This window comes from Maritimibacter alexandrii, assembly GCF_005871115.1.
GTDB classification, from domain to species: Bacteria; Pseudomonadota; Alphaproteobacteria; order Rhodobacterales; family Rhodobacteraceae; genus Maritimibacter; species Maritimibacter alkaliphilus.
The window spans coordinates 1-11,954 of sequence record NZ_SWKQ01000005.1 but is presented as its reverse complement, the minus strand read 5'-3'; the positions used below and the strand labels follow the sequence as shown (position 1 = coordinate 11,954).

Genomic DNA, 11,954 nt, shown 5'->3' with positions numbered 1-11,954 from the left:
CCCAACCACGGTCTCGGCCGGGGGCCGAGCTGCGTGGCCGGGTGATCCCCCTCCCCCCCTTCCTTGTCATGGAGCTTGCGCGGGCCCCCCTCCTGCCCTCGCCGGGAGGCAGGCTTTCAGGAGAGGGACGCTTCGCGGTCCTCGCCAGAAACCCCGCCCCAATTTTCGGCACCAGACCGGATAGGGCATCACCACAAGGAGGCCAGACATGGCTGATATTCATTCGGAAAACACCGCAGAGGCGGCTGTCGAGGCAGCGCGGGTCGCGCTTATCGCAAGACAGAACGACCGGTTCCGCACCACATGGGGCGCTGACTTCACCGTTCCCGGCCAGATTGTCATGACGCGCGGCGTGGCCGCACTGTCGCACGAGGCACAGGTGGCGATCATGGTCGCGGTCATGCAGTTTTCCGAGTTCACCGAGGACAACGACCCTTACGGCACCCACGATTTCGGCATCTTCACCGTGGCCGAAGGCGAACGCGAGGTTCGGCTTTACTGGAAAATCGACCTCTACGACGCGGGCTATGAGTTCGGTTCCGACGATTGCGCGGACACCACTAAGACCCGCCGCGTGCTGACCATCCTTCTGCCCGAGGAATACTGAGTTCGGTTGCGGGGTCTCTCCCTGCCCCGCGCCGAGGCTGGCCTGTCGAGCAGGCCCAAGGGAGGGGCGGCAAGCGCCTCTCCCACCCCCTCACCACAACGGAAAGGAAGGTGAAATCAATGAGCAATGAAACCATGAAGCGCCGCATTGCCGAGGCTTGGGCGCTTCTCAGGAAGGGCGATCACTTTGGCATCGGACGCCGCTTCCTGATCCAGCACGGGGCCATCTAAGCCCCCTCGCCTCAGCCCGTCAGGGCTGGGGCACCGATAACACAAAAACTCACCACACGACAAGGATAAGACCCATGACAAAGCAAGAGACGATCATCGCCCCCATCGAACAGGTTCCCTTCGATGATCTGTATGTTTCCGACCTGAACCCGCGCACCGTGTTCAGCCCCGAGGGGATCGAGGCACTGGCAGAGAATATCCGCCAGCTTGGCCTGATCCAGAACCTCGCCGGGCTGCGCGATGAAACCGGCAAGGTTGGCATCGTGGCCGGAGGCCGGAGGCTTCGCGCCCTGGCTTTGCTGCAAGACGATCCGCGCTTCGCTACGGTTTCCGTGAAGATCGCGCCCGATCAGGCGACCGCCGAGATTTGGGCATCGAGCGAGAACCACCACCGCGAACAACCCCATGCCGCCGATGAAATCCGCGAATATGGCAGCATGGCCGAGCGGGGCGTTCCGGTTCCCTCCATCGCCATCGCGTTCGGCGTCAATGAAAAGCACGTCTATCGCCGCTTGAAGCTGGCAAGCCTGCCGGTGTCGGTTCTGGACGCCTTGAAGGCCGGGGAAATCACCCTGTCGAACGCCGCCGCCTTCACCGTCAGCGAGGACGAGGCGAACACGCTGGCCGTGCTGGAAAAGGTGCGGGGCGAGGGCTACAGCGATCACCAGATCAAGCAGATGCTCAAACCGGACTCGGTGCGCAGCACGGATCGGCGCGTGAAGTTTGTTGGCCTTGAGGCTTACGAGGCCGAGGGCGGGCGCGTCACTGGCGACCTTTTCGCAGACCAGACCTATTTCGATGATGTTGCCCTGCTGGACGAACTGTTCAAGGCGAAGCTGAACGCCACCGCCGAGGCCATGACCGGCGACGGTTGGAAATGGGCCGAGGCGATGGACACCACCTATCTTGGTTATTACGAGATCGAGGAACGGAAGCTGGACCGCATCTATCGGGATGAAGGGACGCTCACCGAAGAGCAGTCAGAGCGTTACGACGAACTGGCGGAATTGGCCGAAGGTGAGGTTCTGGACGCCGAGGGCGAGGCCGAACTGGCGGCGCTGCAAGCCGTGTTGGATGGTGCATTCAGCGCCGAGCAGAAGGCCGTTTCGGGCGTCCTTGTCTACGTCAACCAGAGCGGCGAGGTTCAGACCGCCGAGGGGCTGGTGAGGCGTGAGGACCGGGCCGCCGCCATCGAGGCCGGGTTCCTGCGCAAGTCCAGCCATTCGAGCGCCGAGGCCGAGCCGAAATCCCCCATCAGCCAGAAGCTGCGCGACGACCTGTCCCGTGTCGCACAGGGCGCACGGCAACATGCGGTGTTGCGCGATCCCGATCTGCTGATTGACCTTCTGGCCTACCAGTTGAGCCACGCCCTGCGCTGGAACGATCCGCTTGGCATCGCCACGACCGAGGTTCCGAACTGGCCTTCGACCGAGGCCGAGGGCTATGCCCTTGACGAGCGCCTGACCAGCAACCCGCCGCGCGATATGTGGGATGCGAAAGACCTTGGCGCATCCTTCCGCGCGTTTCGCAAGAAAGGCCCGGAGCATGTGCGCGGTGAACTGGTCCGGTTCCTTGCCGCTCAATATCGGGGCGGCGACGAGAAGCTGTCCGCGATGATCGACAAGGAGACGCAGCCGAATATCCGCGAAGTCTGGACCCCCAATGCGGCGAACTTCTTTTCTCGCGTCGGAGGCCCCTACCTCAACGATCTGTGGCGCGATCTGCTGGACCTGTCCGACGATCACCCGACCGCCACGACCTTCGCCAAGCTGAAAAAGGGCGAGAAGGCCGACAAGCTGGAAGCCCTGTTCCGTGGCGACCACGATCTGCGCAGCGCCCTTGGCGTCACCGACGAGCAGGCCGCGAAGATCGGGGCATGGCTGCCCGAAGGCATGAAGTGAGATCGAGGGCGGGGCGGCAGCGCCCCGCCCACCGATGGAGGTTCCCATGAGATTCAAGCGTTCACCCCGACACCCGTTCACCGACACGCCCCGCAAGCGGGCCGCACTGCGCCGGAAACAGCGCCTTGAGCGCGAGGCCCTTCCGTTGCTGGCCGATCAGATTGCCGAGGCACAGCCGAGCGAGGACCGTGTTATGGCAGACCGCGCACTGGCATGGTCCGAACAGGAAATCAGGGACCGTCGCGCTCGGGCAGAGAAGTGGCATGAAGCCCGCCGCCAGATCGACGCCCTGCCCGAAGATGAGCGCCGCGCTGTGCGGCGGGCATGGGACTGCGCCCCATACCCCGCCGACCCGTCTTATCTGTTGAGCGTCCTGCACAGCTACAGCCAAGGCAGGATCGACTTGAAAAGCCCGCCTTTCCCGCTGTCGCGCACCGACGCCTCGGGCGCGAGGATCGCGAACCTGTTCGCTTCATCTGACCTGTTCGTGACGATCCTCAAGGCGCGGGAGATTGCCGCCGATCCTGACCGTCACCCGCTGGCGGAACGTCACGCAGCCTATCACCATCTTCAACTGGCGGCATCGAAGAACAAGGATCGCGACCGCGCCGCCCAGAATCGCGTGTTGGCCTCGCAGCTATTCCTTCGCCTCGGAGAATTGGAGAACGCCCATGCCTGATTTCACCGCCCACCGTCATCCGGTCCTTGCCGTGCGCTGCCCCGATTGCGGCAGAGCGCCCGGCGTCTGGTGCCGTCGCCCGAGCGGCCACATGGCGAGCGACTTTCATCACAGTCGCAAGGTGGAGGCGGATCGCGTCTTCATCGACCAGCACGGACCTGACGCCAGCATCCTGCGCGACGGCGACGGATGGATCATTGATCCACGCGGGCGCGTCGGCATTCGGCCTCAGCCCGAGCAACTGGCTTTGTTCTGAGGGATATTCATGGCGCTGGCGAGAACTGATCGACTGTGCTACGACTGGAACTAAAGGAGAACTTAGATGTTTGATCGCCGCGCTCACGCTGAAGAAATCATTGCCGAACTGATCGGCAAGATGTGGAACTGGTTCTTTATCGGAGCTGCTGGCGCGGCTATCGTGATCGCCGCTTGCATCGCGTTCTTCGCGGGGGTCAACGTCCCCAATCTGATTTACTGGATCGGCACAGCCATCGCCTTCGGGTGCTTCGCACAAGCCGCCAATCTGTCGAACGAAATTCGGAGCCGCCGCGCGCATCTTTGACGCCGGGCAGGCCAGCTTTTTGAGAATATCCTTGTGGTGAGGATAACACTGGCCCCGCTCGCGCGGGGCCTCTTTTTTCCAGGGACCGACATTCAGGACGATCATGCACGACGACGACGAAACCACCTTCAAGGATAGGCTCGATCTGGTTCAGTATCGCATGGCCGAGATCGTCTTTTGTCCGGGCCGTGTCGTCCGGGCCTGCTGGCGTGGCGGGCGACCGACGATCAACCGCTATATGCTGGCCTTCCTGACTGTGTTCCTGCCTGCCCTCGGATTCGGCATCGTCATGGGATGGGCCATGAGCGGGTCCGAGCATTTCCTGTTCGGCGCGGATCGGACATTCACCCGGCAGCTTGGCGAGGCGTTCATGCTGATCTGGATGATTGCCGTTCTCTACCTGCTCGCCATCGGCATCACGATTATCGTCATGGGCTGGTTCCGAAAGGGACCGCGCCGAGGGTGATGCCCGGTGCGCCGGGACTGCGCCCCGACGCACCGGCCTTGCGCTACCCGCGCAGGGGCCGCTGCGCGGCTTGGCCGTCAGCACCAACCCTGCCGCCTGCCCCCATTGTATTCCCGCGCCAGCCCTTCCCCGATCAGGATACCGGCCACGTCCGCACGACCGATGTAAAGCCGCGCTAGCCCTCGGTCATTTCGGTCGCGGCCCGGCAACACGATCAGTTCCACCAACTCGCCCGAGCCGATCAGCTCGCGCAAGCGCCTCGTCGCCTCGTCACCAAGCGCCTTTTCATATGCACATTGCGGATCGTAGGTTTCCGGCGTGTCGAGACCGACCAGCCGGAACCGCTCACCGCCCAGGTCAATCGTGTCGCCGTCGATCACATAGACTGAAGCCGGATTGATCGGCTCTGCCGCCGTCCCGGTGTCGATCGACAGCAAGGCCGCGACGATCATCGCACCTGTTGCCGCAACTCCAAACAAGCGCCTGCGTCGCGCATGTTGTCCGCGTCTCGATCCAGTTTCTCGCAGCCAGTTTCGCAAGCCGCTCTGCCCTCTTCTGTTCCTGTGCCGGTTGTCGCTAGGCCGCCATCGGGTTTCCCTTGACCCATTTGCCGCTGCGCAGATGAGCATCCGTCGCCCCAGGTTTCGACCGTCGCCGTGATTGTCCTTGCAGTATGAATCGAGCCCCTGTCGAGATCCACACGCCGCTGCCTTCCTTGATCTGGAACCGACACTGAAATTCGTGCAACCCAGGTATTCACCCGTCTCCTTGGTCCGGGTTTCTCAAACGGAACATTGCTTGTTCCTCTCTTAGCGACCGTCCGGGGCTAACGCCCCGCCCTTCAATCAAAAAATCGGTTTCCGCTTTGCGGACCCTCCGATTTTTGGCTTGATCGCATCGAGGACCAGCATGACCGTTTTTCATCGAAACACTAAGATACCAAGGAGACAAAAAATGAATACCTTCGCTGAGTTTGAAATCATCGGTCGGGTCGGTCAGATCAAGGAAGGCAACGGCGTCCTCTGGGTTTCCATCGCCGCCGAGTATGGCCGCAAGGACAATCACGGCGACTTTCAGTCGAAACCCTTCTGGAACGACGTGAGTATCTTCAACGAGAACGTCATCAAATGGGTCAAGGAAAACACCGTCAAAGGCGACCTGGTTCGCGCGACCGGCACCATCCGCTCCGAGAGCTACGAGACCAATAGCGGCGAAACCCGCCACGGCGTGAAACTGGCCTGCGACAACTTCGCCAACCTGGCCCACATGATCCGCAAGCAGATGGAGCGGCAACAGGCGGGCTGACCGCCCGGGCGGGCCTCACGGCCCGCCTGCCCTTCGGGCGCGGCGCTGCGCCCCGACCAATCGGCCGCCCCCATCGAGAGGGCGGCCGATCGCGCTTCACAGCCTTCAGCTCCGAACCGCCGACAAGCGGCAATGCGACACTGGACCCCTGCGAAGGTGCAGGGTCTGCCTCCTTGAAAAACAGCGGCCACTCTACACGGCGCGGCGAGCCGTCAACACCAAGCCCTTCGGGGCGCTGCGCGCGTGTTGACGGCCCGCCTTTCCCGCCGTGTCACCGAGCCTCGTTTTTTCAATCAGGAGACAGACCATGAAATTCATTCGCAAGCGTTCCATCAAACTTCGTCGCATCGCCGCTCGCCGGCTCCGAGCCATCCGCAAGCTGCTGCGCGCAATCGACCTCAGCCTTACGATCTCGATCAACCTCGGCTTCCTGAAGGTCGGGATCACCCTCAAGCGCCGCCCCGAGTAGGGCGGCTGCAACGGCCAGGCCCTCCGGGGCTTGGCCTTTCTGCATTTCATCTTCCCTGAAATATCCTCGGGGGAGCGCCGCCAGGCGCGGGGGCAGACAGCCCCCTCACCGCTCCGGGCACATGCGCCGCAGCGCGGCCATTCCATCCGTAATGGCCGGGCCGTTGGGCACCTGAAGCTGGCCCAGGTTCTCGGTCACGGCCGCCGCCGCCGCCAAGGCGTCGCCATCGCCGCTCGTCGCCAGATGCGCCAGCATGGCGGCCTGGTTTTGCAGCATGTTGCCGGTCACTTCGATGTTGGCGATGTTCGCCTGCACCATCTGCGACATGGCCGCGCTCACAAGCTCGCAATCGTCAGCCGAGCCTTCCTGCGCATGGGCTGCTGCTGCGCCAACCAGGTATGCCGCCGCTGGCAGGCTGCGCATCACGTTTGCCGCTATCAGTTTCATCGAAAGCTCCTTTCTTCCGACCTCATGCGAGATCGGTCTTCGCAAAATCATCGCCCTTGTAGAGCAAGGGGGCATGAAACGCCTTAGCGGCGGCGTAGGCGAGGGCGTCACCCATGTTGAGTTTCGCCGGATGACCGGCCACCTTGCCGTATTTCCTCAACGCCGCGATCGCCGCCGAGCCCATGCTTTCGGTGAGGTGCATTTCACGAACGCCGAGTGATTGGAGCAGGTCTGCGACAAGCTCGCTCGCCTTGTCGAAGTGCGCCTCGCTGATATGCGTTACGCCATCCTTTTCCTTCAGATCCCGTGCGATCCCGAGCGTCGTTTCTACCCGCACAACCGGCGAAATCATCAGCTTGCCTCGGGCCTGTTCCATTGCTTTGAGCATCGCCGGGGCTTCCGGCTCATTCAGCAGCACGGCGCAAAGCGCGCTGGCGTCGATGAACATCAGTCATCACCCCACAGCTCATCCATGAACGGCTTGTCGTCGGATTCGCGCGGTTTCAGACCTGCCTCGGCTGCCTTTCGCTGAACCTTCGCTACACGTTCCGCGAGGGTTTCCTGCTTCTCCAACGCCGCTATACTATTGAGCAAGGCCGTGCGAACCGCTTCGGTTTTGTTCCTTGCGCCAGAGGCAGCAAGGTAGCGGTCAACGAGCTTATCTACGTCCGGGTCTTTGATGTAGAGGGGCATGTGCATATCCTTTCAGGATATACAATATAGCCGAAAAGTATATCCCGCAAGTGCTAGTATCTTCGATTGTTGAATTTCGTGGCGAATCCCGGTCGTTCGTGACCTCGTGCGGTTGCTCGAGGACACGCCCGCCCAGGACCGCGCCCTAGGCTTCGGCCGGCAAGCGGCCTGCGCCCCGAGCCTTCCCCCCTGCTCGTCCCTGCGCCAAGGTGCGCCGCCCGCCGTCTCGTCCCGAGCCACCGGGCAGCGCGGCGCATGGTCCTGTCAGGGGGCCAGTCTCGGCCCATCCGGGTAACGGTCGCTTTCGCAGCGCCAGACCTTACCACAGGTCGCCTGCAAGGCCCCTGCCCCGTCCCCCTGGCCGGGGCGGTCTGGAAAGCTCTGGCGGAAGAGGGTTCGGAGATCCCCGCGCTTGCGCGGCGATCACACTGGCAGGGGGGATTCGGGCAAGCCGAACGCCCCCTGCATCCTTGGGCCAGACCGCGCGAGCGCGCCCTGTCCGTATCGGGAACCGCCGGTTCCCCCACGCAAGCCCCATGAGCGGCGTCAGGGGGGTGTCCCCAACCACGGTCTCGGCCGGGGGCCGAGCTGCGTGGCCGGGTGATCCCCCTCCCCCCTTCCTTGTCATGGAGCTTGCGCGGGCCCCCCTCCTGCCCTCGCCGGGAGGCAGGCTTTCAGGAGAGGGCCGCTTGCAGCGGTCCTCGCCAGAAACCCCGCCCCAATTTTCGGCACCAGACCGGATAGGGCATCACCACAAGGAGGACGATTTATGTCCGCACGTCTTTTTTCTCTATGGTCCGAATATGACGGTCTGCCCGGCGCGGAAGTGGTCTATTCCGCCAATCCCGACCTGCTGCGCAAGATGGGCCGCGATCATCACGCAGCCGCCACGCACAAGCCCGATCTACGCTTGCTCGATCCCGAAGGCAAAACCGTCGCAACGATGGATACTTGGGCGACTGACTGGACGGAGATGGGGGCATGAGTGCCCCCAACAACACCCCCGACATTCAGGCAGCGCGCATCCTTGATGCACTGACCGCGCTCTATCCTGACGCCTCCGGCCAGGTAGCCGATCTGATGGAGTATGCGCTTTGCGACCTGCGCCATCTGGCCGATCAGCATGTGATCTGTTTCGGCAGCACGGATCAGAAGGGGTATCGCACCTACCTTCAGGAGAAGGCCCAATGAAACCGCAGATTTCACTCATCGAGGGGCGGCACCTGACCGCCTCCGACAAGCGCAATATTCTGGCTTGCATCGAGTATCAGCGCGACAAGCATCCCGCCACATGGGGCGCGGATTGGCTGGGCCGGAAATCTTCGCCCAAGCGATACACCGTCGCGCCGATCCCGGAGACGACGAACCGCTACGAAGTCCGAATCCGCGAGCACTACCGCAACGATTATGGCTGTCCCTGCGAGCGCACGGCCCGCCTTGTGATCGAGACCAAGGGTGTCGATCCCCTGCCCGCCGCCAAGTCGCACCCGGCTTGGGACAACGACGACCTTTTCGCAGCCATGCCTCGGGGAACCGAGGCATGAGCTGGCGCACCTTCGAGACCCGCGAACACCCCGACGACCTGCCCCGCGTCCACAAGGACGAGGCAACGGCATGGCGCTACGCCAGCCGCACCGGGCACGAGGTTTGGGAAGTGATCGAATATGGCCCGAACGCTGGCGAGCGGTTCCTGGGCCAAGGATGAAAGACGAGAGCATGACATTTCACAGCGAATTTCCAAAGATTGGCGAAACCGACCAGAAGGACCACGGCGCACCGGCAATCCGGCGCAGCCTGTCCGAGATCGTCGCGGAGTATGATGCAAAGGCCGAAAGCATCCCCGGCGCCATCGAGGCTTTCAAGAGGGCCGAAACCGCGATCAATGCCGCCGCTTGCATCGGCGGCACCTACGGCGGGCGCGTCTTTGCGACCGATCCGAGTCTATACGAGCGCGACGTGCGCCTGACCCTGCTGCGATCCGCATGGAAACACGTCTACGAAGGCTTGAATATCGAGAACATCGCCAGCGCCAAGGACCGGCAGCAGCTCGACTTGAAGCTGACCAAACCCCTGCCCTTCACCTTGGAAAATATCGCTGAGGTGTTCGGGAGCTATTTGCTCGATCAACGCTTTCACGTCCTCAAGGGGTTGGCCGAATGCTTCACCGATCTGGACCCGGCCTATAAGAGCCATTCCAAAGTGAAAATCGGCGTTGAGGGCCTGCCGAAACGGATCATCGTTTCCTATGTCACCGGCTGGAACAGTTGGGGCCGGGAGCGGGTGAAAGATACCCTTAACGCCCTGCGCGTCTATCGAAGCCAGCCGCGCTATACCTACCGCGAGTTTGAAGACACGATGGACGAGGTGCAGCGCCACGGCGAGGCTGATTTCTGCGGTGGCATCATCCGCGTTTTCAAGAATGGCAACGGCCACCTGATTTTCGACCCCGAGGGCCGAAAAGACATCAACCACGCCCTGGCCGAGTTCTATGGCGAAGTGTTGCCCGACGCGCCAAACGAGGCCGAAGCGAAGCGGCCAAGCACAGATGTTGCCCGCGATCTGCAATTCTATGCCAGCCCCCGGCCCGTGGCAGAAACCGTGATCGACGCCCTGCACCTTAGCGGCGGCGAGGAAATCCTAGAACCGTCTTGTGGCGACGGCGCACTGATGGACGAGCTGGCCCGGCGCAACGCCGATCTGCGCGAAAACCGGATGAGCGGGGCCGTGTCCGTCACAGGCGTTGAATACGACGCCGCCCGTGCCGACCTGGCCCGCGCGAAGGGCCATCACGTCATGACCGCGAATTTCCTTCAGGTCGCGCCCGATCCGCGGTTTGATAAGGTGGTCATGAACCCCCCTTTTTATGGGCGGCACTACAAGAAACACCTCGATCATGCGGTAAAGTTCCTGAAGCCCGGCGGCTGTCTGGTCTGCATCCTGCCCGCGTCCGCCTACTACGACCACGGCACCACAATTGGCGACTGGCGCGATCTGCCTGTGGGCAGCTTCGCCAGCTCCGGCACGAACATCCCCACCGGATACTGTGTCTATTACAAGCCCCGCGCCTGATCGTCGGGCGGGCCTTCCGGCCCGCCCTTCCACCTAGTATTCTGGCTACAAAGGAATTTTCGACATGATGCAGAGCATTTATCTTCGCGCTTATCTGGCAGGCTACGCGGGCCGGCATATCCCCCGTTCGATTCGCCGCCTGATCGCCGGAACCGAGTTTCACCGCGCATGGCTACTCGGGAGCATGGGCTTTTTTGAACAGGGCGGCGTTCGCTACGGTCCCGCATACCCTTACGGCATCGCACCCGAGTCGGAGCGGGCCTGATGGCCCGCCGATCTCGGGGCTTCACCCGTATCCGCTGGTTTCGGCGCAATGTGGCTTGGGGAACAGTCTATCTTACCTGTGACGAGGAAGACCCCTGCCGCATCAAGATCGGCTTCACGCAGCGCAAGACAGTTGATCGGAGGAAGGAGCTTTCGCGCAGCGTTCAAGGCCGAATGGTCATTGTCCAGACCGTGAGAATGCCCCATGCGTTCGCTCTTGAGGCCCGTTGTCACGCCAAGGTGGGGCGTCTGGCTGGACGAGACCGGACCCGCAATCGGGAATGGTATATCCTTCGAGACGGCGCATCGGTTAGCGACGTGGCACAGCTCATCACCGAGCAGGCGACACGGCTTCGCCGTATTGCCCGCCTCAAAATTGCATGGCCGATCTATGGCCGCATATCCCTTTTCGATTCAGGCTGGCGGCCGACAGGGCGAACCGACCCGATCAAGAGCGATCTGGTCTAGCCTCTTTCATCTTCCTGAAAATATCCTCGGGGGAGCGCCGTGAGGCGCGGGGGCAGACAGCCCCCTACGTCCTTCCTAGCCTGCACATTCCAGTGGCAGGAAACCGCCATTCGATGATGCGCTTAATGTCAGCGATGCTATAATATTGCGATGAAGCAGACGAGGAATTTCCGTGGCCGATAAGATCCAGCTTACCCCGAATGTCATCAACGAGCAGGGCTTACGGCTAAGCCTAAAACATGGAGGCCAGCTCGAAATTGAATGTCGTGAAGAACCATTCCGCAAGGGGCCGAGCTGGCACGGCCTTTGGTTCATGAAGAGTATCGATCCGTCCGGCGAGGTTCAGATGCTGGTGACTGCCCGGATGGATGCCACGCGGGGCGGGTTCAAGGTGAGAGAGTTCAAGACCGCTACCGGGATTATCTCCTTTCTTTCCGATTGCGGTTTCGCCGCTGTGCATTTCCCGCTTCGCGCCGGTGATAAGACGACGCTACGCCTTCAGCTTGCGGCCTGATCTAACGTCAGCTCATGGGCGACAGCTCCGCCCTTTCATCTTACCTTAAATATCCTCGGGAGAGCGCCGCAAGGCGCGGGGGCAGACAGCCCCCCGGCCGCGCAGGCGCCCAATGGATAGACAGGGGTTCGGAGATCCCCGCGCTTGCGCGGCGATCACACTGGCAGGGGGGATTCGGGCAAGCCGAACGCCCCCTGCATCCTTGGGCCAGGCCGCGCGAGCGCGCCCTGTCCGTATCGGGAACCGCCGGTTCCCCCACGCAAGCCCCATGAGCGGCGTC

The 11,954-nt window shown here is 62.3% G+C and carries 20 protein-coding genes; 16 read left to right on the top strand and 4 right to left on the bottom strand.

What is annotated here, in order from left to right:
• Positions 1-208: 208 nt before the first annotated feature.
• The 6 genes from FCT00_RS00760 (at position 209) to FCT00_RS00735 (ending at position 4,445) form a co-directional block, all read left to right on the top strand.
• Positions 209-607, top strand: coding sequence for a DUF3768 domain-containing protein (locus FCT00_RS00760; protein ID WP_088716889.1), 399 nt, complete (start codon positions 209-211; stop codon positions 605-607).
• 304 nt (positions 608-911) lie between these two features.
• Positions 912-2,738 (top strand): ParB/RepB/Spo0J family partition protein, encoded by a 1,827-nt coding sequence (locus tag FCT00_RS00755; protein WP_088716890.1) that lies wholly within the window; start codon positions 912-914, stop codon positions 2,736-2,738.
• Positions 2,739-2,784: 46 nt separating this feature from the next.
• Complete coding sequence (locus FCT00_RS21570; RefSeq protein ID WP_174861803.1) at positions 2,785-3,417, top strand: hypothetical protein; 633 nt, start codon at positions 2,785-2,787, stop codon at positions 3,415-3,417.
• Complete coding sequence (locus FCT00_RS00745; protein WP_088716891.1) at positions 3,410-3,673, top strand: zinc finger domain-containing protein; 264 nt, start codon at positions 3,410-3,412, stop codon at positions 3,671-3,673. The genes FCT00_RS21570 and FCT00_RS00745 overlap by 8 nt, the downstream gene beginning before the upstream one ends.
• A gap of 66 nt (positions 3,674-3,739) precedes the next feature.
• A complete protein-coding gene (locus FCT00_RS00740; protein ID WP_088716892.1) occupies positions 3,740-3,979 on the top strand; it encodes a hypothetical protein in 240 nt (79 codons plus the stop codon).
• 103 nt (positions 3,980-4,082) lie between these two features.
• On the top strand, positions 4,083-4,445 hold the full coding sequence (locus FCT00_RS00735) for a hypothetical protein (RefSeq protein WP_088716893.1): 363 nt from the start codon (positions 4,083-4,085) through the stop codon (positions 4,443-4,445).
• A 77-nt stretch (positions 4,446-4,522) separates the two neighbouring features.
• Here FCT00_RS00735 and FCT00_RS00730 read toward each other — a convergent pair whose 3' ends face one another.
• Positions 4,523-4,897: a thermonuclease family protein gene (locus FCT00_RS00730; RefSeq protein WP_157903890.1), complete on the bottom strand. Its 375-nt coding sequence runs from the start codon at positions 4,895-4,897 to the stop codon at positions 4,523-4,525.
• 502 nt (positions 4,898-5,399) lie between these two features.
• On the opposite strand from FCT00_RS00730, the gene FCT00_RS00725 reads away from it, so the two are divergent.
• Positions 5,400-5,750, top strand: coding sequence for a single-stranded DNA-binding protein (locus tag FCT00_RS00725; RefSeq protein WP_074647520.1), 351 nt, complete (start codon positions 5,400-5,402; stop codon positions 5,748-5,750).
• A 307-nt stretch (positions 5,751-6,057) separates the two neighbouring features.
• Entirely contained in the window at positions 6,058-6,219 is a 162-nt protein-coding gene (locus tag FCT00_RS21365; RefSeq protein WP_157903891.1) for a hypothetical protein, read from the top strand.
• A gap of 105 nt (positions 6,220-6,324) precedes the next feature.
• On the opposite strand, the gene FCT00_RS00720 is transcribed toward FCT00_RS21365, so the two are convergent.
• Genes FCT00_RS00720 through FCT00_RS00710 form a run of 3 tightly spaced genes read right to left on the bottom strand, consistent with a single transcriptional unit; the run spans position 6,325 to position 7,359 of the window.
• Entirely contained in the window at positions 6,325-6,666 is a 342-nt protein-coding gene (locus tag FCT00_RS00720) for a hypothetical protein (protein WP_088716896.1), read from the bottom strand.
• A 22-nt stretch (positions 6,667-6,688) separates the two neighbouring features.
• Positions 6,689-7,114, bottom strand: coding sequence for a type II toxin-antitoxin system VapC family toxin (locus FCT00_RS00715; RefSeq protein WP_088716897.1), 426 nt, complete (start codon positions 7,112-7,114; stop codon positions 6,689-6,691).
• Positions 7,114-7,359: a type II toxin-antitoxin system VapB family antitoxin gene (locus tag FCT00_RS00710; RefSeq protein ID WP_074647545.1), complete on the bottom strand. Its 246-nt coding sequence runs from the start codon at positions 7,357-7,359 to the stop codon at positions 7,114-7,116. Before FCT00_RS00710 ends, FCT00_RS00715 begins: the two co-directional genes overlap by 1 nt.
• Before the next feature lie 769 nt (positions 7,360-8,128).
• Between FCT00_RS00710 and FCT00_RS00705 the strand changes: the two genes are divergently transcribed.
• The 8 genes from FCT00_RS00705 (at position 8,129) to FCT00_RS00675 (ending at position 11,674) form a co-directional block, all read left to right on the top strand.
• Positions 8,129-8,344, top strand: a complete 216-nt coding sequence (locus FCT00_RS00705) for a hypothetical protein (RefSeq protein WP_088716850.1) — start codon at positions 8,129-8,131, stop codon at positions 8,342-8,344.
• Entirely contained in the window at positions 8,341-8,550 is a 210-nt protein-coding gene (locus FCT00_RS00700) for a hypothetical protein (RefSeq protein WP_074647538.1), read from the top strand. The genes FCT00_RS00705 and FCT00_RS00700 overlap by 4 nt, the downstream gene beginning before the upstream one ends.
• The gene (locus FCT00_RS00695) at positions 8,547-8,903 is read left to right on the top strand and encodes a hypothetical protein (RefSeq protein ID WP_088716851.1); all 357 of its coding nucleotides are present in this window, start codon (positions 8,547-8,549) and stop codon (positions 8,901-8,903) included. The genes FCT00_RS00700 and FCT00_RS00695 overlap by 4 nt, the downstream gene beginning before the upstream one ends.
• Entirely contained in the window at positions 8,900-9,064 is a 165-nt protein-coding gene (locus FCT00_RS21360) for a hypothetical protein (RefSeq protein ID WP_157903888.1), read from the top strand. Before FCT00_RS00695 ends, FCT00_RS21360 begins: the two co-directional genes overlap by 4 nt.
• Entirely contained in the window at positions 9,061-10,428 is a 1,368-nt protein-coding gene (locus FCT00_RS00690; protein WP_232788327.1) for a class I SAM-dependent methyltransferase, read from the top strand. Before FCT00_RS21360 ends, FCT00_RS00690 begins: the two co-directional genes overlap by 4 nt.
• A gap of 64 nt (positions 10,429-10,492) precedes the next feature.
• On the top strand, positions 10,493-10,693 hold the full coding sequence (locus FCT00_RS00685) for a hypothetical protein (RefSeq protein ID WP_088716853.1): 201 nt from the start codon (positions 10,493-10,495) through the stop codon (positions 10,691-10,693).
• A complete protein-coding gene (locus tag FCT00_RS00680) occupies positions 10,693-11,160 on the top strand; it encodes a GIY-YIG nuclease family protein (protein WP_088716854.1) in 468 nt (155 codons plus the stop codon). Before FCT00_RS00685 ends, FCT00_RS00680 begins: the two co-directional genes overlap by 1 nt.
• A gap of 172 nt (positions 11,161-11,332) precedes the next feature.
• The gene (locus FCT00_RS00675) at positions 11,333-11,674 is read left to right on the top strand and encodes a hypothetical protein (protein ID WP_088716855.1); all 342 of its coding nucleotides are present in this window, start codon (positions 11,333-11,335) and stop codon (positions 11,672-11,674) included.
• Positions 11,675-11,954 lie beyond the last annotated feature (280 nt).

Bases quoted from the DNA above. Each gene is read 5' to 3' on its own strand.
- FCT00_RS00760 (WP_088716889.1), top strand. From the start codon at position 209: ATGGCTGATATTCATTCGGAAAACACCGCAGAGGCGGCTGTCGAGGCA.
- FCT00_RS00755 (WP_088716890.1), top strand. From the start codon at position 912: ATGACAAAGCAAGAGACGATCATCGCCCCCATCGAACAGGTTCCCTTC.
- FCT00_RS21570 (WP_174861803.1), top strand. From the start codon at position 2,785: ATGAGATTCAAGCGTTCACCCCGACACCCGTTCACCGACACGCCCCGC.
- FCT00_RS00745 (WP_088716891.1), top strand. From the start codon at position 3,410: ATGCCTGATTTCACCGCCCACCGTCATCCGGTCCTTGCCGTGCGCTGC.
- FCT00_RS00740 (WP_088716892.1), top strand. From the start codon at position 3,740: ATGTTTGATCGCCGCGCTCACGCTGAAGAAATCATTGCCGAACTGATC.
- FCT00_RS00735 (WP_088716893.1), top strand. From the start codon at position 4,083: ATGCACGACGACGACGAAACCACCTTCAAGGATAGGCTCGATCTGGTT.
- FCT00_RS00730 (WP_157903890.1), bottom strand. From the start codon at position 4,897: ATGATCGTCGCGGCCTTGCTGTCGATCGACACCGGGACGGCGGCAGAG.
- FCT00_RS00725 (WP_074647520.1), top strand. From the start codon at position 5,400: ATGAATACCTTCGCTGAGTTTGAAATCATCGGTCGGGTCGGTCAGATC.
- FCT00_RS21365 (WP_157903891.1), top strand. From the start codon at position 6,058: ATGAAATTCATTCGCAAGCGTTCCATCAAACTTCGTCGCATCGCCGCT.
- FCT00_RS00720 (WP_088716896.1), bottom strand. From the start codon at position 6,666: ATGAAACTGATAGCGGCAAACGTGATGCGCAGCCTGCCAGCGGCGGCA.
- FCT00_RS00715 (WP_088716897.1), bottom strand. From the start codon at position 7,114: ATGTTCATCGACGCCAGCGCGCTTTGCGCCGTGCTGCTGAATGAGCCG.
- FCT00_RS00710 (WP_074647545.1), bottom strand. From the start codon at position 7,359: ATGCCCCTCTACATCAAAGACCCGGACGTAGATAAGCTCGTTGACCGC.
- FCT00_RS00705 (WP_088716850.1), top strand. From the start codon at position 8,129: ATGTCCGCACGTCTTTTTTCTCTATGGTCCGAATATGACGGTCTGCCC.
- FCT00_RS00700 (WP_074647538.1), top strand. From the start codon at position 8,341: ATGAGTGCCCCCAACAACACCCCCGACATTCAGGCAGCGCGCATCCTT.
- FCT00_RS00695 (WP_088716851.1), top strand. From the start codon at position 8,547: ATGAAACCGCAGATTTCACTCATCGAGGGGCGGCACCTGACCGCCTCC.
- FCT00_RS21360 (WP_157903888.1), top strand. From the start codon at position 8,900: ATGAGCTGGCGCACCTTCGAGACCCGCGAACACCCCGACGACCTGCCC.
- FCT00_RS00690 (WP_232788327.1), top strand. From the start codon at position 9,061: ATGAAAGACGAGAGCATGACATTTCACAGCGAATTTCCAAAGATTGGC.
- FCT00_RS00685 (WP_088716853.1), top strand. From the start codon at position 10,493: ATGATGCAGAGCATTTATCTTCGCGCTTATCTGGCAGGCTACGCGGGC.
- FCT00_RS00680 (WP_088716854.1), top strand. From the start codon at position 10,693: ATGGCCCGCCGATCTCGGGGCTTCACCCGTATCCGCTGGTTTCGGCGC.